The 25,247-nt window shown below is 59.4% G+C and carries 29 protein-coding genes and 1 tRNA gene; 22 read left to right on the top strand and 8 right to left on the bottom strand.

Features of this window, described 5'->3' with window-relative positions; genetic code table 11:
• Positions 1 to 19 precede the first annotated feature (19 nt).
• The 3 genes from HZR81_RS13105 to HZR81_RS13095 are packed head-to-tail and all read left to right on the top strand — an operon-like array spanning position 20 to position 3,219.
• Positions 20 to 262, top strand: coding sequence for an OadG family protein (locus HZR81_RS13105; RefSeq protein ID WP_500128327.1), 243 nt, complete (start codon positions 20 to 22; stop codon positions 260 to 262).
• Between the two features lie 22 nt (positions 263 to 284).
• Complete coding sequence (gene oadA / locus HZR81_RS13100; RefSeq protein WP_500128326.1) at positions 285 to 2,072, top strand: sodium-extruding oxaloacetate decarboxylase subunit alpha; 1,788 nt, start codon at positions 285 to 287, stop codon at positions 2,070 to 2,072.
• A 10-nt stretch (positions 2,073 to 2,082) separates the two neighbouring features.
• Entirely contained in the window at positions 2,083 to 3,219 is a 1,137-nt protein-coding gene (locus tag HZR81_RS13095; RefSeq protein ID WP_500128325.1) for a sodium ion-translocating decarboxylase subunit beta, read from the top strand.
• A gap of 621 nt (positions 3,220 to 3,840) precedes the next feature.
• Here the strand turns inward: HZR81_RS13095 and HZR81_RS13090 are convergent.
• From HZR81_RS13090 to HZR81_RS13080, 3 genes are all read right to left on the bottom strand, one after another.
• A complete protein-coding gene (locus tag HZR81_RS13090; protein WP_063541485.1) occupies positions 3,841 to 4,167 on the bottom strand; it encodes an Arc family DNA-binding protein in 327 nt (108 codons plus the stop codon).
• Between the two features lie 207 nt (positions 4,168 to 4,374).
• Positions 4,375 to 4,560 carry a PA3371 family protein gene (locus HZR81_RS13085; RefSeq protein ID WP_500128323.1) on the bottom strand — a complete coding sequence of 62 codons (186 nt, stop codon included), beginning with the start codon at positions 4,558 to 4,560 and terminating at the stop codon, positions 4,375 to 4,377.
• 50 nt (positions 4,561 to 4,610) lie between these two features.
• Positions 4,611 to 4,823, bottom strand: coding sequence for a hypothetical protein (locus HZR81_RS13080; protein ID WP_200630040.1), 213 nt, complete (start codon positions 4,821 to 4,823; stop codon positions 4,611 to 4,613).
• Between the two features lie 273 nt (positions 4,824 to 5,096).
• Between HZR81_RS13080 and HZR81_RS13075 the strand changes: the two genes are divergently transcribed.
• Positions 5,097 to 5,173, top strand: a tRNA-Arg gene (locus tag HZR81_RS13075).
• A 60-nt stretch (positions 5,174 to 5,233) separates the two neighbouring features.
• Here the strand turns inward: HZR81_RS13075 and HZR81_RS13070 are convergent.
• From HZR81_RS13070 to flgA, 4 genes are all read right to left on the bottom strand, one after another.
• Entirely contained in the window at positions 5,234 to 5,980 is a 747-nt protein-coding gene (locus HZR81_RS13070; RefSeq protein ID WP_500128322.1) for a flagellar brake protein, read from the bottom strand.
• A 67-nt stretch (positions 5,981 to 6,047) separates the two neighbouring features.
• Positions 6,048 to 6,518 carry a flagella synthesis protein FlgN gene (locus HZR81_RS13065; protein ID WP_063541357.1) on the bottom strand — a complete coding sequence of 157 codons (471 nt, stop codon included), beginning with the start codon at positions 6,516 to 6,518 and terminating at the stop codon, positions 6,048 to 6,050.
• Positions 6,519 to 6,560: 42 nt separating this feature from the next.
• Positions 6,561 to 6,887, bottom strand: a complete 327-nt coding sequence (flgM, locus tag HZR81_RS13060; protein WP_500128321.1) for a flagellar biosynthesis anti-sigma factor FlgM — start codon at positions 6,885 to 6,887, stop codon at positions 6,561 to 6,563.
• Between the two features lie 112 nt (positions 6,888 to 6,999).
• Complete coding sequence (flgA, locus tag HZR81_RS13055) at positions 7,000 to 7,743, bottom strand: flagellar basal body P-ring formation chaperone FlgA (RefSeq protein WP_500128337.1); 744 nt, start codon at positions 7,741 to 7,743, stop codon at positions 7,000 to 7,002.
• Positions 7,744 to 7,834: 91 nt separating this feature from the next.
• Here flgA and HZR81_RS13050 point away from each other — a divergent pair, with 91 nt between their 5' ends.
• From HZR81_RS13050 to HZR81_RS12965, 18 genes are all read left to right on the top strand, one after another.
• Positions 7,835 to 8,767, top strand: a complete 933-nt coding sequence (locus HZR81_RS13050; RefSeq protein WP_102840770.1) for a chemotaxis protein CheV — start codon at positions 7,835 to 7,837, stop codon at positions 8,765 to 8,767.
• Positions 8,768 to 8,799: 32 nt separating this feature from the next.
• A complete protein-coding gene (cheR, locus tag HZR81_RS13045; RefSeq protein WP_500128320.1) occupies positions 8,800 to 9,627 on the top strand; it encodes a protein-glutamate O-methyltransferase CheR in 828 nt (275 codons plus the stop codon).
• Positions 9,628 to 9,822: 195 nt separating this feature from the next.
• Positions 9,823 to 10,227, top strand: a complete 405-nt coding sequence (gene flgB, locus HZR81_RS13040; protein WP_102840772.1) for a flagellar basal body rod protein FlgB — start codon at positions 9,823 to 9,825, stop codon at positions 10,225 to 10,227.
• An 11-nt stretch (positions 10,228 to 10,238) separates the two neighbouring features.
• Positions 10,239 to 10,682, top strand: a complete 444-nt coding sequence (gene flgC, locus HZR81_RS13035) for a flagellar basal body rod protein FlgC (RefSeq protein WP_063541363.1) — start codon at positions 10,239 to 10,241, stop codon at positions 10,680 to 10,682.
• An 18-nt stretch (positions 10,683 to 10,700) separates the two neighbouring features.
• The gene (gene flgD / locus HZR81_RS13030; protein WP_063541364.1) at positions 10,701 to 11,384 is read left to right on the top strand and encodes a flagellar hook assembly protein FlgD; all 684 of its coding nucleotides are present in this window, start codon (positions 10,701 to 10,703) and stop codon (positions 11,382 to 11,384) included.
• Positions 11,385 to 11,414: 30 nt separating this feature from the next.
• The gene (gene flgE, locus HZR81_RS13025) at positions 11,415 to 12,758 is read left to right on the top strand and encodes a flagellar hook protein FlgE (protein WP_500128319.1); all 1,344 of its coding nucleotides are present in this window, start codon (positions 11,415 to 11,417) and stop codon (positions 12,756 to 12,758) included.
• Between the two features lie 194 nt (positions 12,759 to 12,952).
• A complete protein-coding gene (gene flgF, locus HZR81_RS13020) occupies positions 12,953 to 13,693 on the top strand; it encodes a flagellar basal-body rod protein FlgF (protein WP_500128318.1) in 741 nt (246 codons plus the stop codon).
• A 35-nt stretch (positions 13,694 to 13,728) separates the two neighbouring features.
• Positions 13,729 to 14,514: a flagellar basal-body rod protein FlgG gene (gene flgG, locus HZR81_RS13015; protein ID WP_500128317.1), complete on the top strand. Its 786-nt coding sequence runs from the start codon at positions 13,729 to 13,731 to the stop codon at positions 14,512 to 14,514.
• A gap of 81 nt (positions 14,515 to 14,595) precedes the next feature.
• The gene (gene flgH / locus HZR81_RS13010; RefSeq protein ID WP_102840775.1) at positions 14,596 to 15,306 is read left to right on the top strand and encodes a flagellar basal body L-ring protein FlgH; all 711 of its coding nucleotides are present in this window, start codon (positions 14,596 to 14,598) and stop codon (positions 15,304 to 15,306) included.
• Positions 15,307 to 15,317: 11 nt separating this feature from the next.
• Positions 15,318 to 16,418: a flagellar basal body P-ring protein FlgI gene (locus HZR81_RS13005; RefSeq protein ID WP_156244624.1), complete on the top strand. Its 1,101-nt coding sequence runs from the start codon at positions 15,318 to 15,320 to the stop codon at positions 16,416 to 16,418.
• A gap of 10 nt (positions 16,419 to 16,428) precedes the next feature.
• The gene (gene flgJ / locus HZR81_RS13000) at positions 16,429 to 17,604 is read left to right on the top strand and encodes a flagellar assembly peptidoglycan hydrolase FlgJ (protein ID WP_500128316.1); all 1,176 of its coding nucleotides are present in this window, start codon (positions 16,429 to 16,431) and stop codon (positions 17,602 to 17,604) included.
• Positions 17,605 to 17,607: 3 nt separating this feature from the next.
• Positions 17,608 to 19,647 carry a flagellar hook-associated protein FlgK gene (gene flgK, locus HZR81_RS12995; RefSeq protein ID WP_500128315.1) on the top strand — a complete coding sequence of 680 codons (2,040 nt, stop codon included), beginning with the start codon at positions 17,608 to 17,610 and terminating at the stop codon, positions 19,645 to 19,647.
• A gap of 13 nt (positions 19,648 to 19,660) precedes the next feature.
• Positions 19,661 to 20,890 (top strand): flagellar hook-associated protein FlgL, encoded by a 1,230-nt coding sequence (gene flgL, locus HZR81_RS12990; protein WP_500128314.1) that lies wholly within the window; start codon positions 19,661 to 19,663, stop codon positions 20,888 to 20,890.
• A gap of 122 nt (positions 20,891 to 21,012) precedes the next feature.
• Complete coding sequence (locus tag HZR81_RS12985) at positions 21,013 to 21,327, top strand: ComEA family DNA-binding protein (RefSeq protein ID WP_133455983.1); 315 nt, start codon at positions 21,013 to 21,015, stop codon at positions 21,325 to 21,327.
• Between the two features lie 373 nt (positions 21,328 to 21,700).
• Complete coding sequence (locus tag HZR81_RS12980) at positions 21,701 to 22,147, top strand: YkvA family protein (protein WP_063541370.1); 447 nt, start codon at positions 21,701 to 21,703, stop codon at positions 22,145 to 22,147.
• 154 nt (positions 22,148 to 22,301) lie between these two features.
• Positions 22,302 to 22,628, top strand: coding sequence for a helix-turn-helix domain-containing protein (locus HZR81_RS12975; protein ID WP_063541371.1), 327 nt, complete (start codon positions 22,302 to 22,304; stop codon positions 22,626 to 22,628).
• Entirely contained in the window at positions 22,625 to 23,002 is a 378-nt protein-coding gene (locus HZR81_RS12970; protein WP_152481021.1) for a hypothetical protein, read from the top strand. The genes HZR81_RS12975 and HZR81_RS12970 overlap by 4 nt, the downstream gene beginning before the upstream one ends.
• Before the next feature lie 2 nt (positions 23,003 to 23,004).
• Positions 23,005 to 23,472 (top strand): tetratricopeptide repeat protein, encoded by a 468-nt coding sequence (locus tag HZR81_RS12965; protein ID WP_500128336.1) that lies wholly within the window; start codon positions 23,005 to 23,007, stop codon positions 23,470 to 23,472.
• Here the strand turns inward: HZR81_RS12965 and HZR81_RS12960 are convergent.
• Positions 23,439 to 25,232: an EAL domain-containing protein gene (locus HZR81_RS12960; RefSeq protein WP_500128313.1), complete on the bottom strand. Its 1,794-nt coding sequence runs from the start codon at positions 25,230 to 25,232 to the stop codon at positions 23,439 to 23,441. The genes HZR81_RS12965 and HZR81_RS12960 overlap by 34 nt on opposite strands.
• Positions 25,233 to 25,247: the final 15 nt, after the last annotated feature.

Genomic DNA, 25,247 nt, shown 5'->3' with positions numbered 1-25,247 from the left:
GCTGACAAGGGAACTCCCGATGACCCCCAGCCAACTTCTGCTCGAAGGCGTCGAACTCATGCTATTCGGCATCGGTTTCGTCTTTGCCTTCCTCGTTCTGTTGATCCTCTGCATTCGCCTGATGTCCTACCTTACCGGTCGCTTCGTAAGCGTCCCGGAGCCTCAGCTAGCGGCTGCGCCAGTCACCAGTGCGGGCGCGGATGCGGATACGCTCGCGGCAATCAAGGCCGCCATTCATCAACACCGCGCGCGCCGCGGTTGACTCTGGAAAGGGAGTTCCTTCCATGACCATTGCTAAACAGCCACTCGGCATCACCGACGTGGTGCTGCGTGATGCGCACCAGTCCATTCTCGCCACGCGCGTCCGCCTGGAAGACATGCTGCCGATCGCAGCCAAGCTCGACCAGGTCGGGTTCTGGTCGGTTGAGAGCTGGGGGGGCGCTACGTTCGACGCCTGTATTCGCTACTTGGGCGAAGACCCCTGGGAGCGCATTCGTGAGTTGAAGAAGGCGATGCCCAATACGCGTCAGCAGATGCTGCTGCGCGGGCAAAACCTGTTGGGCTATCGCCACTATGCCGACGATGTAGTGGAAAAGTTCGTCGAGCGCGCAGCTGTCAACGGCGTGGACGTGTTCCGTGTATTCGATGCGATGAATGATCCGCGTAATCTGGAAACGGCTCTGCGCGCGGTGAAGCAGCAAGGCAAACATGCTCAGGGCACAATTTCCTATACCACCAGCCAGGTGCATACGCTGGACATGTGGGTCGATCTGGCTAAGCAGATCGAGGATATGGGTGCCGACTCTGTAGCAATCAAGGACATGGCCGGCATCCTGACGCCCTATATGGCGTTCGAGCTGGTCTCGCGCCTGAAGGCCAGCCTGGCAATTCCCGTCCATATGCAGTGCCATGCCACTGCCGGCCTGTCGTCTGTTGCCATTCTCAAGGCCGTGGAGGCAGGTATCGACAATGTCGACACCGCAATCTCCTCCCTGTCGATGACCTATGGCCATTCCCCGACCGAGTCGGTGGTCGCCATGTTCCAGGGCACCGAGCGTGATACCGGGCTCGACCTGGAGCTGCTGGAGGAGATTGCCGCGTACTTCCGTGAGGTGCGGAAGAAGTATGCGAAGTTCGAGGGTAACCTCAAGGGCGTCGACTCGCGCATCCTGGTCGCCCAGGTACCGGGCGGGATGCTCACCAACATGGAAAGCCAGCTCAAGGAGCAGGGCGCTCAGGACAAGTTCGACCAGGTCCTGGCCGAGATTCCGCGTGTGCGCGAAGACCTTGGCTTCATTCCGCTGGTGACGCCAACTTCGCAGATCGTTGGCACCCAGGCAGTGATCAATGTACTGACCGGTGAGCGCTACAAGTCGATCACCAAGGAAACCGCCGGTGTGCTCAAGGGCGAGTACGGTGCGGCGCCGGCGCCATTCAACGCCGAGTTGCAGGCGCGCGTGCTTGACGGTGCCGAGGTCATAACCTGCCGTCCTGCAGATCTGCTGCAGCCGGAGATGGAGCGGCTGGCAGCCGAGCTCGAGGGGCTGGCTCGCGAGAAGAACATCAAGCTGGCTGATGATGCCATCGACGACGTCCTGACCTACGCATTATTTCCACAGATTGGCCTGAAGTTCCTCGAGAATCGCGGCAACCCCGCGGCGTTCGAGCCGGCACCCACCGGCAGCGAACCGCCGGTGCGCGAGCCGGGCAAGCCGGAGGTTTACACCGTCGAGGTCAACGGCAAGTCGTTCGTTGTGCAGGTCAACGAGGGCGGCGACATCGAAGGCATCAAGCCGCTCGGCGCTGATCCTGCGGCCGGCGCCGCCATTGCCAGCTCGACTGCGGCCGTTCCGGCTGGTGGAGAGCCGCAGCCGGCACCGCTGGCCGGCAACATATTCAAGGTGCTGGTGCAGCCTGGGCAGCTCGTCCAGGAGGGTGACCTGGTGGTGATTCTCGAAGCCATGAAAATGGAAACCGAGATCCGTGCGTTCAAGGCCGGCACTGTTGCTTCGGTCAACGTCAAGGTTGGCGACGCGGTTTCGGTCGGCGACAGCTTGCTGAGCATCGCTTAAGGGGAGTTGCATGGATAAGTTGCTCAAGCTGTGGCAGGGAACCGGTCTTTATCACCTAGAACCTGGGCAGGCATTGATGATTCTCGTCTGTCTGGGGCTGATCTACCTGGCCATCCGCAAAGGCTTCGAACCGCTGCTGCTGATTCCGATCGGTTTCGGCGGCATCCTGGCGAACATTCCGGTGGCCAACATGGGGGAGGGTGCCGGCATCCTTCACCTGTTCTATGAAGTCGGCCTGCCGACCAGCGTGTTCCCATTGCTGATCTTCATGGGTGTCGGAGCGATGACCGATTTCGGTCCGATGCTCGCCAACCCGAAGACGCTGTTGCTTGGGGCCGCGGCGCAGTTCGGCATCTTCGCTACGCTGCTCGGTGCGCTGGCGCTTACCGCCGCCGGTATTCCGGGTATGGAGTTCACGTTGCGTGAGGCCGCCTCGATCGCGATCATCGGCGGCGCAGACGGCCCCACCTCGATTTTCGTGACGTCCAAATTAGCGCCTGAGTTACTCGGCCCTATTGCCGTCGCGGCTTACTCCTACATGGCGCTGGTACCGCTGATACAGCCGCCGATCATGCGCGCCATGACGACCAAGGAAGAGCGCGCCATTGTCATGACGCAGCTGCGACATGTGAGTCAGGTCGAGAAGATCGTCTTTCCGCTGGTCCTGTGTTTGCTGGTGGGCCTCTTGCTGCCTGATGCGGCGCCGTTGGTCGGCATGTTTGCATTCGGCAATCTGCTGCGTGAGTGCGGTGTCGTTGACCGTCTGGCTGACACGTCGCGCAATGCGCTGATCAACATCGTCACCATCGCGCTGGGCCTTACCGTGGGTTCCAAGCTGTCCTCGGAGGCGTTTTTGCAGCTGAAAACGCTCGGCATATTGGTGCTGGGAATGGTGGCCTTCTGCGGCGGCACCGCCGCGGGGATCTTCATGGCAAAACTGATGAACCGTTTCAGTCAGAACAAGATCAATCCCCTGATTGGTTCGGCAGGCGTGTCCGCGGTTCCGATGGCTGCGCGTGTATCCAACAAGGTGGGGCTGGAGGCTAATCCACAGAACTTCCTGCTGATGCACGCCATGGGCCCGAACGTGGCTGGGGTTATCGGCTCAGCCGTGGCTGCCGGCGTTTTGCTCAACTTTGTTGGCTAGCTGACCTCTAGGTAGATTGTTCATCCGCGGTGGCTGTGGAGGCTTGGTAGCGCGGCCTCCGTAAGCCTTCTAGGTGGCGGATGAACAACCGTAAATCCGACCGCCGCTCCTTGAGTCGATTCTTTGCGGTGCCCAGGGGATCGAACAAGTCGCGGGGGCAAAGAGCGACAGTCAGCAGAGCTCTGCCGGGTGACCTTTCGCTGACTTCTTCGCCGCTTGGGTTTTTCCGTCTCCGGGTGGGCCCTGTCTTTCGCGCACCTATGACTAGGCCGAGCACTTCATCCTGGCGCAGCCTACGCAGAAGGGCTTGCCTAGCTGCGCTCGGTAGTTCGGAATCATCATGCTATCTGCCAGCCTGGCTGTGTCCCACGATTGCCGTCGGCCATAAGTCAGCCTCGGGCGCAGTTACCTTTTGCCGAGGATCAAGCTTGAAAAATGGTGGTGCTGGGGCTGGCTGCTTCATGCATCAGCAGGGGGCGATGCATCGCAGTTGCTGGAGTAGCAGAGAAGAGTTCAGGGAGTGGTAGGCGTGGGGGCAGTGTGCGTCGTGCCTGGCGACGTCATGGCGCGTCAGTGAATACCAAGTATCAGGCAGGACCTGAAGGCCCTGCCTGATGCCCGTCAGGCTTCTTCCTTGGCCAGCTCGGTGTCCTGAGCGATCAACGCGATAAGGGCGTTTTGCTGGCGGTGAGCGAGCTGCCTGAATCGCTGTAGGAGTTCCCGCTCATGCAACGATAGCTCTGGACTGTCCAGGCGCATGCTGAGGTCTTCATCGAGCGCACCTTCCTGTAGCAGGCTTTGCTCTAGCCTCGCGATTATCTCGGAATTCATGCTGCGATGATGATTGCGCGCCACTTCAGCGATGCGTTCGCGCATACCGTCGGGAAGTCGTACGACGAATTTGTCAGCCGTGCGGCTGGAATAAACTGCCTGTTTCATAGGGCGCATAATTAACCGGTTAGTCAGGTGGGCGTGCTGGCGTATTGCCGGGGTAGTCACCGGTCTGACAACCACCAGTACCTTGCTGTTCCGTCTGCCGGTAAAAATTATGGAGACGGCTTCATGGCGCCAATTGTACGACGAACCAGGGATTAGTAAAGACCTTGTGCTGTCAAAGTGCCTTTACTGTGATGCAGTGCCTCATGGGTGCTGCGGTTAGCGTAATACCGGGTCGAATTTGACTCTGCGGCCGATGATCGCAGTGATAAGAAAGAGCACGCCGAAGACGCCTAGGCCGGCTTTCAGCGTCGTGCTCGAGAAAGCCGTGCCTTCTGGAAACAGGTATGCGCCGCAGGCACAGGCAATCGTTACCACCAGGCAAGTCAGTGCGGATTTAGACATGAAAGACCCCTTCTCTTTTTTTGCGGAACCTAGCTGGCGTTTACCAATCACTAGAAGACCCAGCGTTGCGGTTGCGCAGGGATGGCTGTTTCCGTGGCGCTGAGCGTCGTTGCCTGTGCGCTGGGAATGGTGCCGGAGTACTGCAGAGACAGCCGAGATGTCGGCTCGTAGGTCACCTGTGAAAGCTCGGCTGGTGGGAGTTGCAAGGCGGTCAGAGCTGCGAATGCGAATCCTGCACCAAGAAGAAAGGCCGGCTTGATCATGAGCGTTATCCTTCGCGTCACGTTGAGTGTGCCTTACTCTTTGCAGCTGTCATGCCAAAGTTTAACGATAAAAAAGTCTTTAAAAATCAATAATTTAAGTGTGTTGCTATGCTGGTCTGGATTGCGCTTTGCACGGGGCGTAGTTGAGGTCCATGCAAAATGCAATGCACGGTTCCCTGGAGCTGGTGCCGATGGTTTGTCGAGTATGGGCACGCACTGCGTGGGGCATGACAAAAGGCCCTGGTGTCGCTAAGATGCCGCCCGCGTGATCCGGTCCCAGTAGCTCAATTGGATAGAGCATCCCCCTCCTAAGGGGAAGGTTGTGAGTTCGAACCTCGCCTGGGACGCCATAGCGCCCTGTTCGCCGGCAGGGTGTGAGGGCAGAGAGCTCCTGCCATACGAAGGGCGGCTTAGCCGAATGGGGTCGCGGCGCTATCGCGGCGAGCGTCGCGCTGTAGTTGGTAGACGAGACGTTCTATCTGGCGCTGTGTCTGCCCGCTGAGGCGATGAAAGCGAAAGCCGCACAACGATATGTCCCGCTTCTCATCGACTACGAGATGGCGAAGCTCGACATCGCTCTGGATCTGTCCGATCGGCAGCTTGGCTGCCAGTTCGTATACCTGGCCAGTCTGTAGGTTGCCCTGGTGGTTGCCCTTGATGCTGAGCTTGCACCCTGTGGCCGAAATATCGAGTAGTCGCCCTTCCAGCGCCGTGCGCACCGAAGCGCCGCCAAGCTGCGCGGCCACCGCGGTTTCGTTGAGCTGTGCGCGATATGCATTGCGCCGCTGGTGGTAGGTCAGTTCTGCCGGGGTTGGGATCCAGTAGCAGCGAGCACCGTCAATTTCGCCTAGATGAACCTCTCGGTCGCTCGTCCAAGAGATTCTGGCGCCTTCGTAGAAGCCTTCGATGTTGATCGGCTCGCCCTGAAGCAGTAGGCGCTCGCCGTCATTGGGGATCAGCTCATCCAGTGCGATCCATCCGGTTTCCCGGTTCATCTGCACCAGAAAGCTCTGATAGCGCTGATTGCGCTCATGGAACCGAAGGGTCAGCGCGATGTTGTTATCGAGAAGCGGACGCAGGTTGGCATAAATCTCCAGTGGTGCGGTCAGCAGCTTGGGAGGTTGTGGGCCGTCTTCGTCCAGAAATAGGCTAGACACGGTCCTGTGCTCTCCGGTGCGTTGTGCTCACCATCGTGTTGCGTCCTTACTTGTTGCTCTTGTTCGTTCAGGCCTGGCTCAGTGGCCGCTGCTGCTTGTTTTTCGCTGCGCTTCCGCGATTGTCGTAGAGGCTGGGAGTGTCGTCCTTGCCTTGCAGGATCTTCAGCATTTCACCCAGCGTGCTCTGATTGGCTCGTATCAGGCGGCCGTTACGCTCGTTCGCAGAGCGACAGCGTTCGAGTTCAGTTTCGAGAAGCTTGGCCTGTTCGAGCAGGGCTTCGCCTTGCTCGATCCGACTCGCCGCGATTTCCAGGCCTGCCCTGTCGGGGCTCAGCCGCTGGTCGACAAGCCATTGGCTGCGTTGAGCACTGTGCTGGCCAAGCAAGGCGAGCAGGGGCTGCTTCTTGCTCAGTGTGGCTTCCAGTTCGACCAGATTGCGATCACCCAGCGCTGCAAACTCCTGATCAATAAGCTCAAGGAGTTGGCGGGCTATGCCGATATCGTCGGTCAGTTGCTCAAGCACTGCAGCGTCATGCATGTCGGAACTCGGGGCGGATTCGTATGAAAAATGGGCCCGGGCTTAGCGTTGCGTTTCGAACGCCAGGAGCTTGGCTGCCACGCGTGCACTGTCGACCTGGTAGGAGCCATCGGCAATCGCTTGCCTGAGTTTGGCCACGCGCTCCTGATCGACCGCAGGCTGATCGTTCAATTTGTCGGTCGCTTGCTGCAGGCGCTGAGCTTCGGGGCTCAGTTGCACGGTATCACCGGTAGTGTTGGTGCCAGCGGTTTTGCTTGCCTCGCCGGTCGTCTCCTGTTGCGGAGCGGCCGCGCGCTCGTTGCTTTGCACACTGTTACGCCCGGTGGGGGCATTCAGTGGGCTGTTGGGTCGATTGAAGTCGATGACCATGATGCAAACCTCGAAGGAATCAGGACGCTTGCCATGTGTTCGGCAACAATGGACAGAACTTTAGCGTTTTTTTCTTTGGAGCACACGGAAAAGCTACCTGCCGCGGCCTCATCTACATCGCAACTTCGACCTGACCGGGTGCGACTACCCGAGCCTTTACCGTGCGGCCGGAACGGCGGTTCTTTACCGGAATCTGTTTGCCCGGAACACCGTCAGCCATGGCTTCACCGGGCATGCGCACGCTGATCGTGCCGGATCTCGCCGTGATGACGACATGGTCGCCCTTGCGCACGGCCTTCGCCAGCTCGATCTGGTTGGGTGCGATCACCTGGTCGGGCTGCACCGGCCGAGTTAGCTTGGTGCCCAGCACTTCATCGAACCGGGTCAGATAGCCCTGGCTAAGGTTCGAGACGTCTCGCTCCGCGATGCTGACGTCGCTTTCGCTCAATACCGTATCCCGCAGCAGTGATTTGCTGGCCACGATGACATGTCGATACAGTCTTACCTGTGCCGGGACGAAAACCGACCATGGACTGCTGCCCTGGCAGCTTACCCGTACGGTGACGCGGCCGATGGGGGCGCTCGTACTGGTCAGGCTTGCTGTCAGTGGCTGATCGCACTGGTTTAGTCGCAGGCGCGGGTCGAGTCGGCTCACCTCGACTTCATGGCGCGCCTGGATGTCAGTGCGGCTTAAATAGTCGACCACTGAACCCTCAAGAAACTGTTCAGTCACGTCGATAAGCTGTTTGGAATGTGACATGGTTGACGCATGGGCAAGCTGCCCTATCGCGCACAGCGCAACGAGCACCGCTGCGCTTTTTCGCAGTATCTGGCTATCGCGCCGGAAAATGGTCATATGGACGTTCATATCCCAAACAAAGCAAGGGGCGTGCCGTCACTTTAAGGTCGCCAGCCCCGATAATCTGCACGCAGAGAGGAAGACTGGCATGGCCGGTGTATTGGATTCGGTTAACCAGCGTACCCAGTTGGTGGGTCAGAATCGCCTTGAGTTGCTGCTGTTTCGCCTGGAGGGTGAGCAGTTGTATGGGATCAACGTGTTCAAGGTCCGAGAGGTGCTGCAGTGTCCTCGGTTGACCATCATGCCCAAGTGTGGGCGGGTGGTGCGCGGCGTGGCGAGCATTCGCGGCAGTACCTTGCCGATACTCGATCTGTCTCTCGCGACCGGCAAATCCGCGCTGATGGACGTGCAAAATTCCTTTGCGGTGATTACCGAATACAACAATCGTACGCTCGGGTTTCTGGTGCGTTCGGTCGAGCGAATCGTCAACCTGAACTGGGAGGCCATCTTGCCTCCACCCAAGGGCGCGGGACGAAATCACTACCTGACTGCCGTTACGCACATCGACAACAAGCTGGTCGAAATCATCGACGTGGAGAAGGTACTGGCCGAGGTGGCGCCGACCTCCGAGGAGATTTCGCCTAATGTCGTGGACGAGGACACTCGGAACAAGGCGCTCTCCTGCCGCGTTCTGATCGTCGATGACTCGTCGGTGGCGCGCAAGCAGATCACGCGATGCCTGGAGAACCTTGGGGTCGAAGTCATCAAGTTGAACGACGGGCGCGAGGCCCTCAACTACCTGAAGCGGATGGCGGATGAGGGCAAGAACCCAGCTGAAGAATTCCTGATGATGATTTCCGATATTGAAATGCCGGAAATGGATGGCTATACCCTGACTACCGAGGTGCGGCACGATCCGCGCATGCATGGTATGCATATACTGCTGCATACTTCGCTTTCCGGTGTGTTCAACCAGAACATGGTGAAGCGGGCGGGTGCGGATGATTTTCTCGCCAAGTTCCAGCCTGACGATCTTGCAGCCCGGGTGGCTGATCGGATCAGGCAGGCGGATGCAAACTGAGGCTCGGTCCTCTACATGATGGTGAGGCTTTATTGGTGTCAGTCGATCTGGATTTCGAGCAGTTCCGGGTATTCCTTGAAAAGACGTGCGGCATCCTGCTGGGCAGCAACAAGCAGTATTTGGTGTCCAGTCGCCTGAACAAGCTGATGGAGCAGCAGGGCATCAAGACGCTTGGTGACCTGGTCAGGAAGATTCAGGCGCAGCCGCGCAGCGGGCTGCGCGAGTTGGTGGTCGATGCGATGACGACCAACGAAACGCTGTGGTTCCGCGATACCTATCCGTTCGAAGTGCTCAAGGCGCGGGTTTTGCCCGAAATGTTGAAAGGCGCGTCCGGCCAGCGGCTGCGAATCTGGTCCGCCGCATGCTCCTCGGGGCAGGAGCCATATTCGCTGTCCATGGCCATCGACGAGTATGAGCGCGGCAACCCGAGCCAGCCAAAAACTGGGGTGCAAATCGTTGCGACCGAACTGTCCGGTGCCATGCTTGCTGCCTGCAAAGCTGCCGAATACGACAGTCTTGCAATTGCCCGCGGCCTATCGAGCGAACGTCTGCAGCGATATTTCGATGTCAAGGCGCCGGGCCGGTGGGCGGTGAAGCCTGCGATCCGCTCGCGCGTCGAGTTTCGCGTCCAGAACCTGCTCGACAGCTACGCGGCTCTGGGTAAGTTCGACATCGTTTTTTGCCGTAACGTATTGATCTACTTTTCCGCGGATGTGAAGAAGGACATCCTCAAGCGTATTCATGCCACGTTACGCCCTGGAGGCTATCTCTTCCTCGGTGCATCCGAGGCCCTCAATGGTCTTCCGGAGCTGTACCAGATGGTGCAGTGCAGTCCGGGCATCATCTACAAGGCCAAGTAATCGTTCCAGAGAGCGGCAGAAAACTGTCGCGTCTGTGCTCCAAACGCGGCAAAAAGGCGGTAAGCCCTTGCCGCTTTTGACGCCGAAGGCTCGGCTTCCTCCCTTTATATCCTTGTAAATCAAGCTCTTGATGCGTCTGGCACGACACTTGCTCCTGTGTGCGCAAGCAGACTGTACCCGACAGAGGGCAGATCAATGAGCATCAGTTTCGACAAGGCATTGGGCATTCACGAGAAGGCGTTGGGCTTTCGCTCGCAGCGTGCCGAGGTGCTGGCCAACAATATCGCTAACGCCGATACCCCCAATTACAAAGCCCGTGATCTCGACTTCGGTAGCGTGCTTGCCGAACAGGCGGCGCGTAGCCAGGGCAGCTTCGGCGTTACCCGAACCAGCGAAAAGCACATCGCCGCCGAGGGGGTGGAGATCGCCGATGCCTCGTTGCGCTTTCGTACGCCGGCACATCCCTCGCTCGACCAGAACACCGTCGATCTGCAGATCGAGCAATCCAACTATGCGAAGAATGCCGTGGATTTCCAGGCGAGCTTCACCCTGCTCAATAGCAAGTTCAAAGGGCTGATGAATGCCCTGCGCGGCGAATAAAGGAGTGCCTCATGTCTCTTAGCAGCGTTTTCAACATTGCCGGTAGCGGCATGAGTGCACAGAGCACTCGCCTGAACACCATTTCCAGCAACATCGCCAACGCCGAGACCGTTTCGTCAAGCGTCGATCAGACTTACCGGGCACGCCATCCGGTATTCGCCACTGTCTTGCAGCAGGCCAACGGCCAGCCCGACCAGTCGCTGTTCGCCGGCCAGGACCAGGCCGGGGTTGGCGTTCAAGTGCTGGGCGTGGTCGAGGACCAGAGCGAGTTGCAGGCCCGCTACGAGCCCAATCATCCAGCCGCCGACGAAAGCGGGTATGTCTATTACCCGAACGTCAATGTGGTGGAAGAGATGGCCGATATGATTTCGGCCAGTCGCGCCTTCCAGACCAACGCCGAACTGATGAACACGGCCAAGACCATGTTGCAGAAAGTGCTGACGCTGGGTCAGTGATAGTTACGAGAGCGCACTATGAGCACTACGAACGGCGTTGGTGGTACCGGCTCGATACTGGATCAGTACCAGTTTGGTGAAAACCGCGAAGCCAAAGGCAACGAGCTTGGCAAGAACGAGTTCCTTGAGTTGTTGGTCGCCCAGATGAACAACCAGAACCCGTTGGAGCCTCAGGAAAACGGCGAATTCATTGGTCAGCTAGCGCAGTTCAGCACCGTGGAAGGCGTCGAGAAGCTCAACTCGAGCATGCAGACAATCCTGTCTGGCTACCAGTCGTCTCAGGCGCTGCAGGCTTCGTCGCTGGTAGGCCGAAAAGTCATCGTGCCGAGCGACAAGGCTGTGGTCGATACCAGCGAGACCTTCAAGGCCAGCCTGGTATTGCCGACCTCCAGCAGCAACGTTTTCGTGAACATCTATGACAGCACCGGTGCTTCGGTCGGGCGCGTGAACATGGGGCAGCAGGAAGCCGGCAACGTGTCCTTCATGTGGGACGGCAAGGACTCCAGCGGCAATGTCTTGCCGCCCGGTACCTATCGCTTCGAGGCGCAGGCTACCTATCAAGGCGAAACCAAAGGGCTTTACACCTTGCTGCCGGCGAACGTCGACAGCGTGACGCTTGGGCAGAACGGCGGGGAGCTGATGCTCAACCTTGCCGGTATCGGCAGTATCGGCCTCTCCCAGGTCCAGATCATCGGACAATAACCGCCGGCACCTCGGCAAAGGAGCGATTCCATGTCCTTCAATATCGGTCTTAGCGGTCTTCGTGCTGCGAGCAAGGATCTCAACGTCACCGGTAACAACATCGCCAACGCCGGTACCGTGGGCTTCAAGCAGTCGCGCGCGGAGTTCTCCGACGTCTACGCGGCTTCAGTGTTGGGCACCGGCAAGAACCCGCAGGGCAGCGGTGTGCTGATGTCCAACATCTCGCAGCAATTCAACCAGGGCAACATCAACTACACCCAGAATGCACTCGACCTGGCAATCAATGGCAACGGCTTTTTCCAGGTCAGCAACAACGGTGCGGTGAGCTACACCCGCGCCGGTTACTTCGGTACCGACCGCGAGGGTTTTCTGGTCGACAATTTTGGCTACAAGCTGCAGGGCTTCCCGGTCGACGGTAACGGCAATCTGCAGAATGGCGTTGTGGGTAATCTGCAGGTGCAGACGACCAATCAGGCGCCGAAGGCCACCAGTCAGATCGATACGGCGTTCAACCTGAATTCGACGCAAAAGCCGCCAGTTGCTGGGCTAGCCTTCGATCCGGCCGACCCTACTACATACAATAGTTCCACATCGGTGAATATTTACGATTCGCAAGGTAATGCGCATGTCATGACCCAGTACTTCATAAAGACTGATGCGAACAACTGGGATATGAAGGTGTTGATTGATGGTCGTAGCCCTAACGATCCGGAGGAAGATCCGCCGCAGCCGTATGTGATGGGGCTTACATTTGATGCGTCCGGTGCGCTAGAGACCGTGACTGATGATGGTTCCGGTTTTTTCACTGTCGATAATGCAACCAAAAGGGTCACACTCAACGCTGCTAGTAGCCCTTCTGGTGGCTGGACTCCTGCAATCTCCGACGGCGGCTCTCCCGCCACATGGTCATTTAACGGTGCTCTAGCCAACCCCGATGGAATCGTCTTTGACTTTTCCAAATCAACGCAGTACGCCAGTGCTTTTGCCGTCAACAATGTCGCGCAGGATGGCTATACCACTGGTGAGCTGGCCGGCCTGGAAATCGACGATACCGGTGTGATCTTTGCTCGTTACACCAATGGTCAGTCCAAGGTGCAAGGGCAGATCATTCTGGCCAACTTCGCCAACGTCCAAGGCTTGACTCCGGTCGGCAAGACGCAGTGGGTGCAGTCGTTCGAATCCGGCGAGCCGGTGGTCGGCACGCCTGGCTCGGGTACGCTGGGTGCGCTACAGGCCGGTGCGCTGGAAGACTCGAACGTCGAGTTATCCGATCAGCTGGTCAACCTGATCGTGGCTCAGCGCAACTATCAGGCCAACGCCAAGACTATCGAAACCGAAAGCGCGGTGACGCAAACCATCATCAATCTGCGCTGACAGCGGCAACGAATAATTGCCGCTGACGGCAGTATTCCGCCGCTGATAACGAAAAAGGCCCGTGAGGGCCTTTTTCGTTTGTAAAACTTTCTTTGTGATCAGCAGGTTATGGTTAGTTTGTAGGGGTGGCATGCGCCTTGCATTTTCGTTCACAACAGAATCGCTAGTGTCAAACTCGCGTCTCGGAGAAGCCGATGGACAAGATGCTCTACGTGGCCATGACCGGTGCCAGCCAGAATGCGCGGGCCCAGCAGGCTCATGCCAACAATCTGGCGAATATTTCCACAACCGGGTTTCGCCGGGATTTTGAGCAGGCGCGCTCGATGCAGGTTTTTGGTGACAGCCATCCAGCGCGGGTTTATGCAATGTCGGAGCGCCCAGGCACCGATTTCACGTCGGGGACGCTCCAAGAGACCGGGCGCGATCTGGATCTCGCTGTCGAGGGCGAGGGCTGGATTGCCGTCCAGGCTCCGGATGGCAGCGAAGCATATGTCAGGACCGGTAGCCTGAATATTGACGTACTGGGCATGCTGCGTACGGCCGATGGTTTGCCTGTACTTGGCAATGGCGGGCCGATCGCAATTCCTCCAGAGGAAAAGATCGACGTTGGCCAGGACGGCACCATCAGCATCCGCGCCCTGGGGGAGAACCCGAACATCGTGGTCACAGTGGACCGGATAAAGCTGGTCAATCCCGATCCGCAGCAGCTGGAGAAGGGCACCGATGGCCTGATTCGGCTGAAGGACGGTCAGCCCGTCGAGGCCGATGCCAACGTTCGGGTGGTATCTGGATTCCTGGAAACCAGCAACGTCAACGCGGTAGCCGAGATGACGTCCATCCTGGCCTTGTCTCGCCAGTTCGAACTGCACGTAAAGATGATGCGCACCGCCGAAGATGATGCGGCTGCCATGGCGCGCGTACTGCAACTCAGCTAATAGCGTGGCGCCAGCGCCGCACGAGGAGAAAGCTCATGCTTCCAGCACTTTGGGTCAGCAAGACCGGTCTGTCCGCTCAGGACATGAACCTGACGACCATTTCCAACAACCTCGCCAACGTGTCCACCACCGGCTTCAAGAAGGACCGTGCCGAGTTTCAGGACCTGCTCTATCAGATTCGCCGCCAACCCGGTGGCCAGTCCAGTCAGGACAGCGAGTTGCCGTCCGGCCTGCAGCTGGGTACCGGTGTGCGAGTGACCGGCACGCAGAAGATTTTTACCACCGGCAGCCTGCAGACCACCGAGCAACCGCTGGACATGGCCATCAATGGACGTGGTTTCTTTCAGGTATTGCTACCCGATGGCACTGTTTCCTACACCCGCGACGGTAGTTTCCATCTGAGTTCGGACGGCCAGTTGGTGACCTCCAATGGCTATGCGCTGGAGCCCGCCATCGTTGTTCCGCCGGAAACCCAGACTTTCACCGTCGGTGAAGACGGTACCGTGTCGGTGACCACCGTGGGTAATCCGCAGCCGCAGATCATCGGCAACATCCAGACCGCCGATTTCATCAACCCGGCGGGTCTGCAGGCCATGGGCAGCAACCTGTTCCTGGAGACTGCTGCGAGCGGCGCACCGCAGGTCAGCACGCCGGGGCTCAACGGCCTGGGCACCGTGCTGCAGAACACTTTGGAGAATTCCAACGTCAGCGTAGTCGAGGAGCTGGTGAACATGATCGCCACGCAACGTGCCTACGAGATGAATTCCAAGGTCATTTCCACCGCTGACCAGATGCTGTCGTTCGTCACGCAGCAGCTCTGATCGCGGGTTTGCCGTTGTTTGCGGGTAGGCACTAGCGCTTCCCGCTGCAGTTTCGATGGCCTGTCATGGCTTGAGGTGTTTATGAGCCGTTTGCTGATTGTTGTCTCGCTATCCTCCGCACTGGCGCTGGCCGGATGTGTCGCTCCTGCGCCAAAACCGAACGATCCGTACTATGCGCCGGTGTTGCCGCGTACGCCACTGCCGGCAGCGCAGAACAATGGCGCGATCTACCAGGCGGGCTTCGAGACCAATCTCTACGACGACCGCAAGGCATTTCGCGTAGGGGACATCATCACGATCACCCTCAATGAGCGTACCCAGGCGAGCAAAAATGCCAGCTCGAAGATTTCCAAAGACAGTAATGTGGAAATGGGCCTTACATCGCTCCTGGGCAATGCGGTGAGCGTGAATAACCCTGCTGCGGGGCTCCTCCGTGACGGCGGTCCGCTTTCGTTGGATACGCAGTTTGGCGGTTCCAGCTCGACCAATGGCGCCGGCCAGGCTGGACAGAGCAACAGCCTGTCCGGTTCGATCACTGTGACCGTCTCCGAAGTACTGCCCAATGGCATTCTGGCCGTACGCGGCGAGAAGTGGCTGACCCTCAACACCGGCGACGAGCTGGTACGTATCGCCGGCCTTGTGCGTTCGGACGATATCTCTACCGATAACACTGTTTCCTCGACGCGCGTGGCTGATGCACGCATCACTTACTCGGGCACCGGTGCTTTTGCTGATGCGAGCCAGCCGGGATGGCTGAGCCGTTTCTTCGTTAGCCCGCTTTGGCCGTTCTGAGGGGCATGAAGATGATTAGAAAAGCCATCGTCTTCCTCGGATTGCTCGCCATCGGTGCGTCAGCTCATGCCGAACGACTGAAGGATGTCGCGACCATTCACGGCGTGCGCAGCAACCAGCTGATCGGCTACGGCCTGGTCGTCGGCCTGAACGGCAGCGGTGACCAGACCACCCAGACGCCATTTACGGTGCAGACCTTCAACAACATGCTGGCGCAGTTCGGCATCAAGGTGCCGGCAGGCGGCAATATCCAGCTGAAGAATGTCGCCGCGGTATCGATTCATGCCGAGCTGCCGCCGTTCGCCAAGCCGGGCCAGACCATCGACATCACCGTCTCGTCTATCGGCAACGCCAAGAGCCTGCGCGGCGGCAGCCTGCTGATGGCGCCACTCAAGGGGATCGATGGCAACGTCTATGCCATCGCCCAGGGCAACCTGGTGGTGGGCGGCTTCGATGCCGGTGGTGCCGACGGCTCGCGGATCACCGTCAACTCGCCGTCGGCGGGCCGTATTCCAGGGGGCGCGACGGTCGAGCGACCCGTGCCGAGCGGCTTCAATCAGGGCAACACGCTGACGCTGAACCTCAACCGTCCGGATTTCACCACGGCCAAGAACATTGTCGACCAGATCAATGACCTGCTCGGCCCGGGCGTGGCTCAGGCGCTGGATGGCGGCTCGATCAGCGTGACTGCGCCGCTGGATCCGAGTCAGCGGGTGGATTACCTGTCGATTCTGGAGAATCTTGAGGTCGAGGTCGGCCAAGCGGTGGCCAAGGTCATCATCAACTCGCGTACAGGTACCATCGTCATCGGCCAGAACGTGCGGGTCCAGCCTGCCGCGGTTACCCACGGCAGCCTGACGGTCACCATTACCGAGGACCCGCAGGTTAGCCAGCCCGAGCCGTTCTCCGATGGGCAGACCGTGGTGGTACCCAACTCGAAGGTGAAAGCCGAAGAAGAAGCCAAACCGATGTTCAAGTTCGGTCCGGGCACCACGCTGGATGAGATCGTCCGGGCGGTGAATCAGGTGGGTGCTGCGCCCAGCGACCTGATGGCCATTCTGGAAGCCCTGAAGCAGGCTGGCGCGCTGCAAGCCGATCTGATCGTGATCTAAGGAAAGCGACATGGAAAACCGACTCGGCAGCGGGGCGCGCGCCCTCGACAGCGGCAGTTACAACGATCTCAATCGCCTCAGCCAGCTCAAGGTCGGCAAGGACCGCGATGGTGAGGAGAACGTGCGCAAGGTTGCGCAGGAATTCGAGTCGTTGTTCCTCAACGAGATGCTCAAGTCGATGCGCTCGGCTACCGAAGTGCTGGCCAAGGACAACCCGCTGAACAGCCAGGCGACCAAGCAATACCAGGACATGTACGACCAGCAGCTGTCGGTCAGCCTCTCGAAGGAGGGCGGCGGCATCGGGCTGGCGGACGTGCTGGTGCGCCAGTTGAGCAAGCAGACCGAGACGGTGACGCGCAACAACCCGTTTGCCCAGGTCGCACGAACCGAGGGCGCGGCCTGGCCGAGCAAGCCGACGGCGGCTGCGGTCGAGTCCGGCCGGGATGATTCGCGCCTGCTCAATCAGCGTCGGCTGGCGCTGCCGGGCAAGGCGAGCGATCGCCAGCTGGCCAACGTATCGGCGACCGCTCCGACGGCGGCTGCCGAAGGCGTGCAGCCGCTGGTCAATGTCGACTGGAAGCCCGCCACGGCGTTCGTTCCGCCGAAAGACCGGCCGTTGACGGTCAATGGCGTGGAGAAGAGCGCGCCCAGTTCACCGAGCAAGACGCGCTTCAATTCGTCCGAAGAGTTCATTACCACCATGCTGCCGATGGCCGAGAAGGCTGCCGAGCGCCTGGGTATCGAGCCGCGATTCCTGGTCGCGCAAGCCGCGCTGGAAACCGGCTGGGGCAAATCCATGATCCGCCAGGCCGATGGCAGCAACAGCCACAACCTGTTCGGTATCAAGGCAACCGGCTGGAAAGGTGCCTCCGCCACCGTAACGACCACCGAATACGTCAACGGCAAGGCGACCCGCGAGAAGGCAGGCTTCCGTGCCTACGATTCGTTCGAGCAGAGCTTCGATGATTTCGTCAGCCTGCTGGAAAACAACGATCGTTATCGCACCGCCATTCAAGTGGCAAGCAACACCGGCGATTCGGAGCGCTTCGTCAATGAGCTGCAAAAGGCCGGCTACGCCACCGACCCCCAGTACGCACGCAAGATCAGTCAGATCGCGCGCAAGATGCAGACCTATCAAACCGTCGCCGATGCGAATTCGGTGCCCGCCATGCGGACCAGAGGTTAAATCATGGCTGACCTATTGAGTATTGGCCTGTCCGGCCTGGCCGCCAGCAAGACCCAGCTGTCCATCACCGGCCACAACATCACCAACGTCAACACGCCTGGCTACAGCCGTCAGGATGCGTCCCAGGCGACTCGTTCGCCGCAGTTCAGCGGTGCCGGTTACATCGGTTCGGGCACATCGCTGGTCGACGTGCGGCGCTCCTACAGCGAGTTCCTGACCAGCCAACTGCGCAGCAGCACATCGCTGAACCGCGACGTCGAGGCATACAAGAGCCAGATCGACCAGCTCGACTCACTGCTCGCTGGCACCACCACCGGCATCACGCCCTCGTTGCAGAGCTTCTTTTCGGCGCTGCAGACCGCGGCCGAGGACCCGGCAAATATTCCGGCGCGCCAGTTGGTGCTGGCCGAGGCCGAAGGTTTGGCGCGGCGCTTCAATACGGTCTACGACCGGCTCTCCGAGCAGAACAATTTCACCAACAAGCAGATGGCCGCCGTCACCGACCAGGTCAATCGTCTGGCCGGCAGCATCGGTAGTCTCAACGAGGCCATCGCCGTCGCCGCGGCCAACGGCAAGCAGCCGAACGACCTGCTCGACGCGCGCGATGAAGCGGTCCGCCAGTTGTCCGGCTATATCGGCGTGACGGTGGTGCCGCAGGACGACAGTAGCTTCAACATCTTCATCGGCAGTGGTCAGCCACTGGTGGTTGGCAGCGCGGCGGCGCGGCTCGAGGTGGTCCCGGGACAGGGCGACCCCAACCGTCATGAGGTCCAGTTCGTGAGCGGCGGATCCCGACAGGGCGTCACCTCGCAGATCACCGGTGGCGAGCTGGGCGGCCTGATCCGCTATCGCGAGGAAGTGCTGGATTCGACCATGAACTCGCTGGGCCGTCTGGCGCTGGCCGTTAGCGATCAGGTCAACACGCAGCTCGGGCAGGGGCTCGATCTGAAGGGGCAGGTCGGTACGGCATTGTTCGGCAACTACAACACCGAAGCGCTAGGCAAGCTGCGGGTTAACGCCTTTGCCGGTAACAGCAACGCACAGCCGGTAATGAACATCACCGATACCAGCTTGCTGACTACCAGTGACTATCTGATGGAATACGACGGTAGCAGCTACAAGGTAAGGCGCCTGAGCGACAACCAGCTGATGACCGTTACGGACAGCGTACCGCCTGGCACGTTGTCGATCACTGACAAGGACAACAAGAGCCAGGGCTTCCAGATTGTGCTCGGCAGTCCGGCGCCGGCGGCTGGCGACAAGTTCAGTCTCCAGCCAACCCGCCGGGGTGCGTCCGACATCCGGGCGACGCTGGATCAGGCCGATCAACTGGCGTTCGCGGCGCCGGTACGGGCTGGAGCCGGACCGCAGAACGCAGGCACCGGGGTAATTAGCCAGCCAAACATGATTGCCGGCCCTTCGCCCATCAGCATGACTGCGCTGCGGGATCTGTTCGGGAATGAAGGCGCGAGCATTAACTTCACAGCACCAAATACGCTAGAGATAACTGGCGGCACGGCACGCTTTCGCAATGTCGATAACAGCATCCAACCACCTTTAATCACGTTTTCGCCGACCACCACCATCAATTTGGGGCAGAGCAATTCGCTGGTTCTGGAGGCGGACGGATATCAATTTGAGCTTACGATGAGCGGAAAGCCCCAGGGCACGGACACATTCTCCATTGGCTTCAATTCTGGTGGCGTCTCCGATAACCGCAATGCGCTGAAGCTGGTCGATCTGCAAACGAAGCAGACAGTAGGCGTGGATGCTGCTGTGAATAGCTCCGGCTTCAGCTTTACCGATGGCTACGGCGAACTGGTCGAGCGCGTCGGTACGCTGACGGCCCAGGCGCGAATGGACAGTGAAGCGACGGGCTCGATCCTCAAGCAGGCCACTGACAACCGTGACTCGCTGTCGGCGGTGAACCTGGATGAAGAGGCGGCAAATCTGATCAAGTTCGAGCAGTACTACAACGCCTCGGCCCAGATCATTCAAGTTGCTCGCTCCTTGTTCGATACATTGATCAGCTCCTTCAGGTAATAGGTCCGCCCCCATGCGCATTTCCACCCTGCAAGCGTTCAATAACGGCGTCGCCGGTCTGCAGCGTAATTACGCCAACGCGACCCGCACCCAGGAGCAGATCAGCACTGGCAACCGCATTCTCACGCCAGCGGATGATCCGGTCGCGTCCGTGCGTCTGCTGCAACTGGAGCAGCAGCAGAATGTGCTGGGTCAGTACAACGCCAACCTGACTGCCGCGAAGAACAGCCTCACCCAGGAGGAGGTCACGCTCAATTCGGTAAACACCGTCCTGCAGCGCGTGCGAGAACTGGCCGTGCAGGCGGGCAATGGTGGTCTGAGCGCTGAAGACCGTAAATCGATTGCAGCGGAGCTGACCGAACGCGAAGACGAGCTGTTGTCGTTGATGAATACGCGCAACGCCCGTGGCGAATATCTGTTCTCAGGCTTTCAGGGAAAGACGCAGCCGTTCGTGCGCGACGGGGAAGGCAGCTACAGCTATCAGGGCGACGAAGGCCAGCGGAAGCTGCAGATTGCCAGCTCCCTGAATATTGCGATCAGCGACAACGGCAAATCGATTTTCGAAAATGTGACCAATGCGGGACGCCTCGAGGTAGATGATCCGAATAGTCTCGGTTTTCCTGTTTCGTCACCTTTGGTTAGTGATGAGGTTGCGTTCTCCAACTATCGGGGAATCCGAATAGCCTTCGATCCGGTTGTGGAAGGCAAGTACCAAGTATTCGGCATGCCTAAGGACGGTGGGGCGGAGGTTTCGCTCGGCACAAGCAATCTGGATAACGACAATGATAGCGATGACAAACTTGTGTACGGCGGCGTAACGCTGTTTGTCGGGGGGCAGCCGCCGACTGGCTCCGAGATTCTGGTTCAAGGCAAAGTGCCGGTCGCGGAAAAGCAAGGCATTCTCGATACCATCGCCAATCTTCGCTCTGCTCTGGAAGAGCCTACTACAAGCAGTGGTGGGGTCCGTGACTCAGTCGCCGTAGCCCTGACCAATCTCGACCACGGCATGATCAGCGTCGATGCGGCTCGCGGCAACATCGGTGCTCGCCTGAACGTCATCGAGACGACTCAGACCGACAACGAGGACGTCACCCTGGTGAACAAGTCCGTTCAGGCCGAGCTGCGTGAGTTGGACTACGCCGAGGCGCTTTCGCGTTTGTCTTTCCAGACAGTGATCCTCGAGGCTGCGCAGCAGAGCTACGTAAAAATCAGCGGCCTGAATCTGTTCAACGCCATGCGCTGAATAGTTTTGACGAGGTTCGCATAAACGCGGCTTGGTTTTGACATCGTCTGTGGGGTGGCTAGATTGGTTGGCGCGGAGCAGGAAGTCCCGCATAGCCACTTCAATTTCATAGGGATATGAACATGCGCAAAGCTTTTCTTGCTGCGGCTGCCTTCGCCGCCCTCTCCAGCGCCACTTTTTGCAGTTATGCCGCAACCCAATCGTCCCCCGTAGAGCAGGAGCAGGCCGTCGCCGTTCAGGCGTCCGTGAATCTGAACAGCGCCGATGCGGAGACGCTGGACCGTGAACTCAAAGGTATCGGCGCCACCAAGGCGCGGGCCATCGTCGCCTATCGCGATGAACATGGACCGTTCAGTTCGGTCGACGAGCTGCTTGAAGTGAACGGCATCGGCTCTGCAACTCTGGAAAAGATCCGCAGCCAGCTCAGCCTTCAATAAGCGAGACATCGGAGGGCCGGCTATCCAGGTTGGCCTTCTGTTTCCCTGCCGTGCGGCCGACACTCTTAAGGCCGAACGCTCTACTCAGCCGTCAGTCAAAGTGTGTATGCAGCCATTGACAACTGGCGGTTATGCACATTCGTAATAGGCTGCTCAAGGTTCGCTGCCTCTTATTCTCAGCTGCCCTTCGCTTCGTCCTAAGTCATTGATTTTCAATGCTTTGGCTCGTTGGGTAAAAAAACACCGATCTGTCTGATGCCCCCGTAGATAGGGCTTTTGCGGCAGTCATCCATAAACTGTTCACAAGGTTATCCACAGGTTCGGTGGATAACGTCCTGAACGTCAGGGATGACGCAGGTTGGAGGCGAAGCATATGAAAGCTCCCTGGAATCTGATGCGTTACTTCCCGCTCGCGCAACGCTTAATCAGGGCGGGCAAAATACCTGCGCTTTTACTCGCCGTGGCCCGCAAATCATCGCGGCGGGGTCTGGTGAAGGGGCTTCGTGAGGACCTGAAGCTGTTTCAGGCGCTCTGCGTGGCGTGGTGGCGCGGCGAATACCGAGCCGTCAGTCCGCAGGCGCTGGTAGCTGTGGTGGCAGGGCTGCTCTATTTCATTACGCCTATTGATGCCATTCCCGACTGGCTGCCGGGCCTCGGCTTCATAGACGACCTTGCGGTACTGGGCTGGATCATGCGCAAGTGGTCAACCGAACTGGATGCGTTCCGTAGCTGGAAACAGGCGCAGACGCCCGCGCATCAGGCAGAGATGGACCGCCTGCCGAGCCTGGATGAGTCCCGAGCAGATCATGCGGTCCGCTAAGGTCTCTGTCTGCAAGCGGCCCGCTGGGCGGTCGCGACCATGCAATTGCGGCATTGATCCCGATTCACCGCCTAGAGCACCGGCAGGGTAGCTTCAACCAGCTCCGCAGGCTGTTAAGATTCCGCCTCTGATTGCACAAGCCTGGGGAAAACGGATGAATGTTCAGGTCATCATGCGCGACGGCTCGCCGGAGTATGCCGTACTGCCTTGGGACGAATATCAGGCGCTTCTGAAGGCAGTCGGTGCACGCGCGCCGGCTGATTCCGGTCAAACCTCCGGTCCCGAACAGGCGCCCTCTCTCAGCCGGCTGACCGCACTGCGAGAGGCCAAGGGCATGAGCGTAGAGCTTCTGGCCCGAGCGGTCGGTATCAGCCCGGCCTATCTGGATCTGATTGAAGCTGGCGAGCGCGAGCCGGGTGGAGCGATTCGGCGAGCGTTGGCCAGGGCGTTGGAAATCGCTGGCTGGGAGGATGACGCTTGAGCCAGAATGCCACCGTATCCATCAGCCGGCAGCACTGGCAGGCATTGCTCGACGAGCTGGATGATGCACGTCAGCAGCGCCATCTGGTGACCTATCGCGCCCTGGTCGAGCGGCTCCAGTTGCCGACCCCAGCGATGCAGACACTAACCGCCGCGCTAGAGTATCTGGCTGCGCTCGATGCGCGCTCGGAGCGTCCGTTGCGCAGCGCACTGGTCATCAGCCAGGGGGCGAGCCGCCTTCCGCGAACCGGCTTTTTCGAATGTGCCGCACGGCTAGGACGCTTTAACGGACCCGCCGATGGCTCTGCCGCGGCCTCCTGGCATGCAGGCGAAGTGGCCCGGGTGTTTGAATTCGACTATCCGGAGGTTCCCTGATGCTGTTGTGGAAGCTACGCGCAAGGCTTGGCTACTTCACGGCTCGCAAACTGATGATCTCGCGCAAAGCCGTACAGCAGCCCAAACTCTGGCGCTGGATGGAAGGGCAGTTCGCCCGTATGGCGTCGCTGGGTGACGTGGGAGCGCAGAGCTTCTATGGGCATATCCTTTATTTTCGTGGACGAGGGTTCGGTGCCAAGCAGGAAGGGGTACGCTTGTTACGTCTGGCCGCCAAGGCCGGTGACGTAAAGGCCGCCTACCAGATGGGGGTCATCAGCCTGAGCGAAGACGCGTCTCATGGCCCTGATGGCAGCGAGGCTGCGCGCTGGTGGAAGCAGGCGGCCGAGGCAGGGCATCCGCTGGCTGCGGTAAGACTCGAACAGCTCTTCCGGGCCGGAGGGCATGGCTTAACCGCCGACCCGATGGAAGCTGATCGCTATAAGACCAGGGCCGCAGAGCTGGGGCTATGACTGCCTGCCAATACCGCCGTGTCGATGAGGTGATAGCTCGGCCCACTGATCTTCTTCGCGTGACGCTTGGCCTCCGATGCCAGCGCTGCAAGCCTGCCGGCATCCAGGTGGTCGGTACATTCGGGCCTTACCTTGACGACGCCGATCGACAGGGTTGGCAGGGCATAGCGCTGCTCCTGGCCATCGCGACTGGTGGCTGTAAAGAAGCCCTCTGCGACATGCTCACGTTTGTAGTAAGCCCCGCTGCGGCACTGGAAGTCCCGCTGTAGCTGCTCGATGCGGTGCTCCCAGTCGTCGCCGCCGAGCACCAGCATAAAATCGTCACCGCCAATGTGGCCAACGAAGTCCAGCCGGCGGTCGATCCGCTCATTCAGGCATTGAGCCAGACAAAGAAGTACCTCGTCGCCCTTCGCATACCCGTAAAGGTCGTTGAACGGCTTGAAGTTGTCGATATCCACATAGCAGACCAGCGCTGGCCGACGTTGCAGCAGCAGTCGCGTCAGCGACTGCTGGATCGGAACGTTGCCGGGCAGCAGCGTCAGTGGATTGGCATGCCTTGCCTGTCGGATCTTCAGTTCGGTTATCAGCCTCAGCACGTCAATCACTCGGCCCAGGCCGTGGTAACGCCCGGCCTGAGTGATGACGAAGTCTTCCTCGATGCGCTGGCGGGCTCGGCTGGTGAGCAGCCGGCTGACTTGCTGCAAGGACTGCCCAAGTTCCACGGCAAGGAAATCGGAACTCATCAGGCGGCTGACCGGCTTTCGGGCAAGCAGCTCGGTCGCGAATGGTTTGAGCAGAGCATCCGAGATGAGATTGCGATGCACGATACCTACCGGCCGGGCTTCATCATCCAGCACTGCGATGGAATTCAGACTGGGCTGGAGACGAAAGGCCTCGAGCAATTCGGCCACAGGCCGCTCCGCTGACATGGCAGGCTGACGCATAAGCAGGGCGGACAGGTCGCAGGTTTCATCGCTGAAGCCCGTGTGGTGGGCGTCCGCTGAGGGCAGGACTTCTTCGATGTCCTGGGCCGGCAGCTCCTGAGGACGGCCGAGCAGATAGCCCTGCACCAGGTCGATACCCATGCTGGCCAGCACGGTCAGCTCCTCACGAAGCTCGATACCCTCGGCGATGACCTGAGCGCGCGCGGCGCGGGCGATCTTCAGAATCGATTCGACGAACTCGCGTTTCACCGGGTCGAGGTGGATGCCGTCGATGAAATAACGATCGATCTTCACGTAGTCGGGGCGCAGCTGCGACCAAAGCCGCAAGCTGGAGTAGCCTGCGCCAAGGTCGTCCAGAGCAATGCTGAAGCCCATCGAGCGATAGTGATGAAGCGCCTTGTCCAGCAATTCGAGATCATCGGCGGGGGCCTGTTCGGTCAGCTCGATGACCACCTTGTCCGCCGGGATGCCGTAAGTCTGCAGCAGTTCGAGCGTACGTCCAGGCTTGTGACTGGCTTCGAGCAAAGTTTCTGGTGAAGCGTTGAGGAAGAGTTTGCCGCGCAGCGCTCCTTGGCTGTAGCGTCGGCAGGCCGTTTCCCGGCAGGTCATTTCCAGCTCATTCAGCCGCCCGGCATGGCGCGCGGTGGTGAGCAGGTTAATAGGCGAATGCAGCGGACCGTTGGAAGGGCCGCGGCTAAGCGCCTCATAACCAAGAATGCGCCGCTCCGAGAGCGAAACGATCGGCTGAAAGAGGGTGGTGATGTCCCCGTGAGCAAGGATATGTCCCAGCGTGCTCAACTGCTCGGTGACTGTCATGGCGTTCTCTGGATG

It is taken from the genome of Pseudomonas sp. LM13 (assembly GCF_041381355.1).
In the GTDB taxonomy this organism is placed as follows: domain Bacteria; phylum Pseudomonadota; class Gammaproteobacteria; order Pseudomonadales; family Pseudomonadaceae; genus Stutzerimonas; species Stutzerimonas frequens.
The sequence above is the reverse complement of the archived record's forward strand: the minus strand, read 5'-3'. Positions and strand labels throughout refer to the sequence as shown.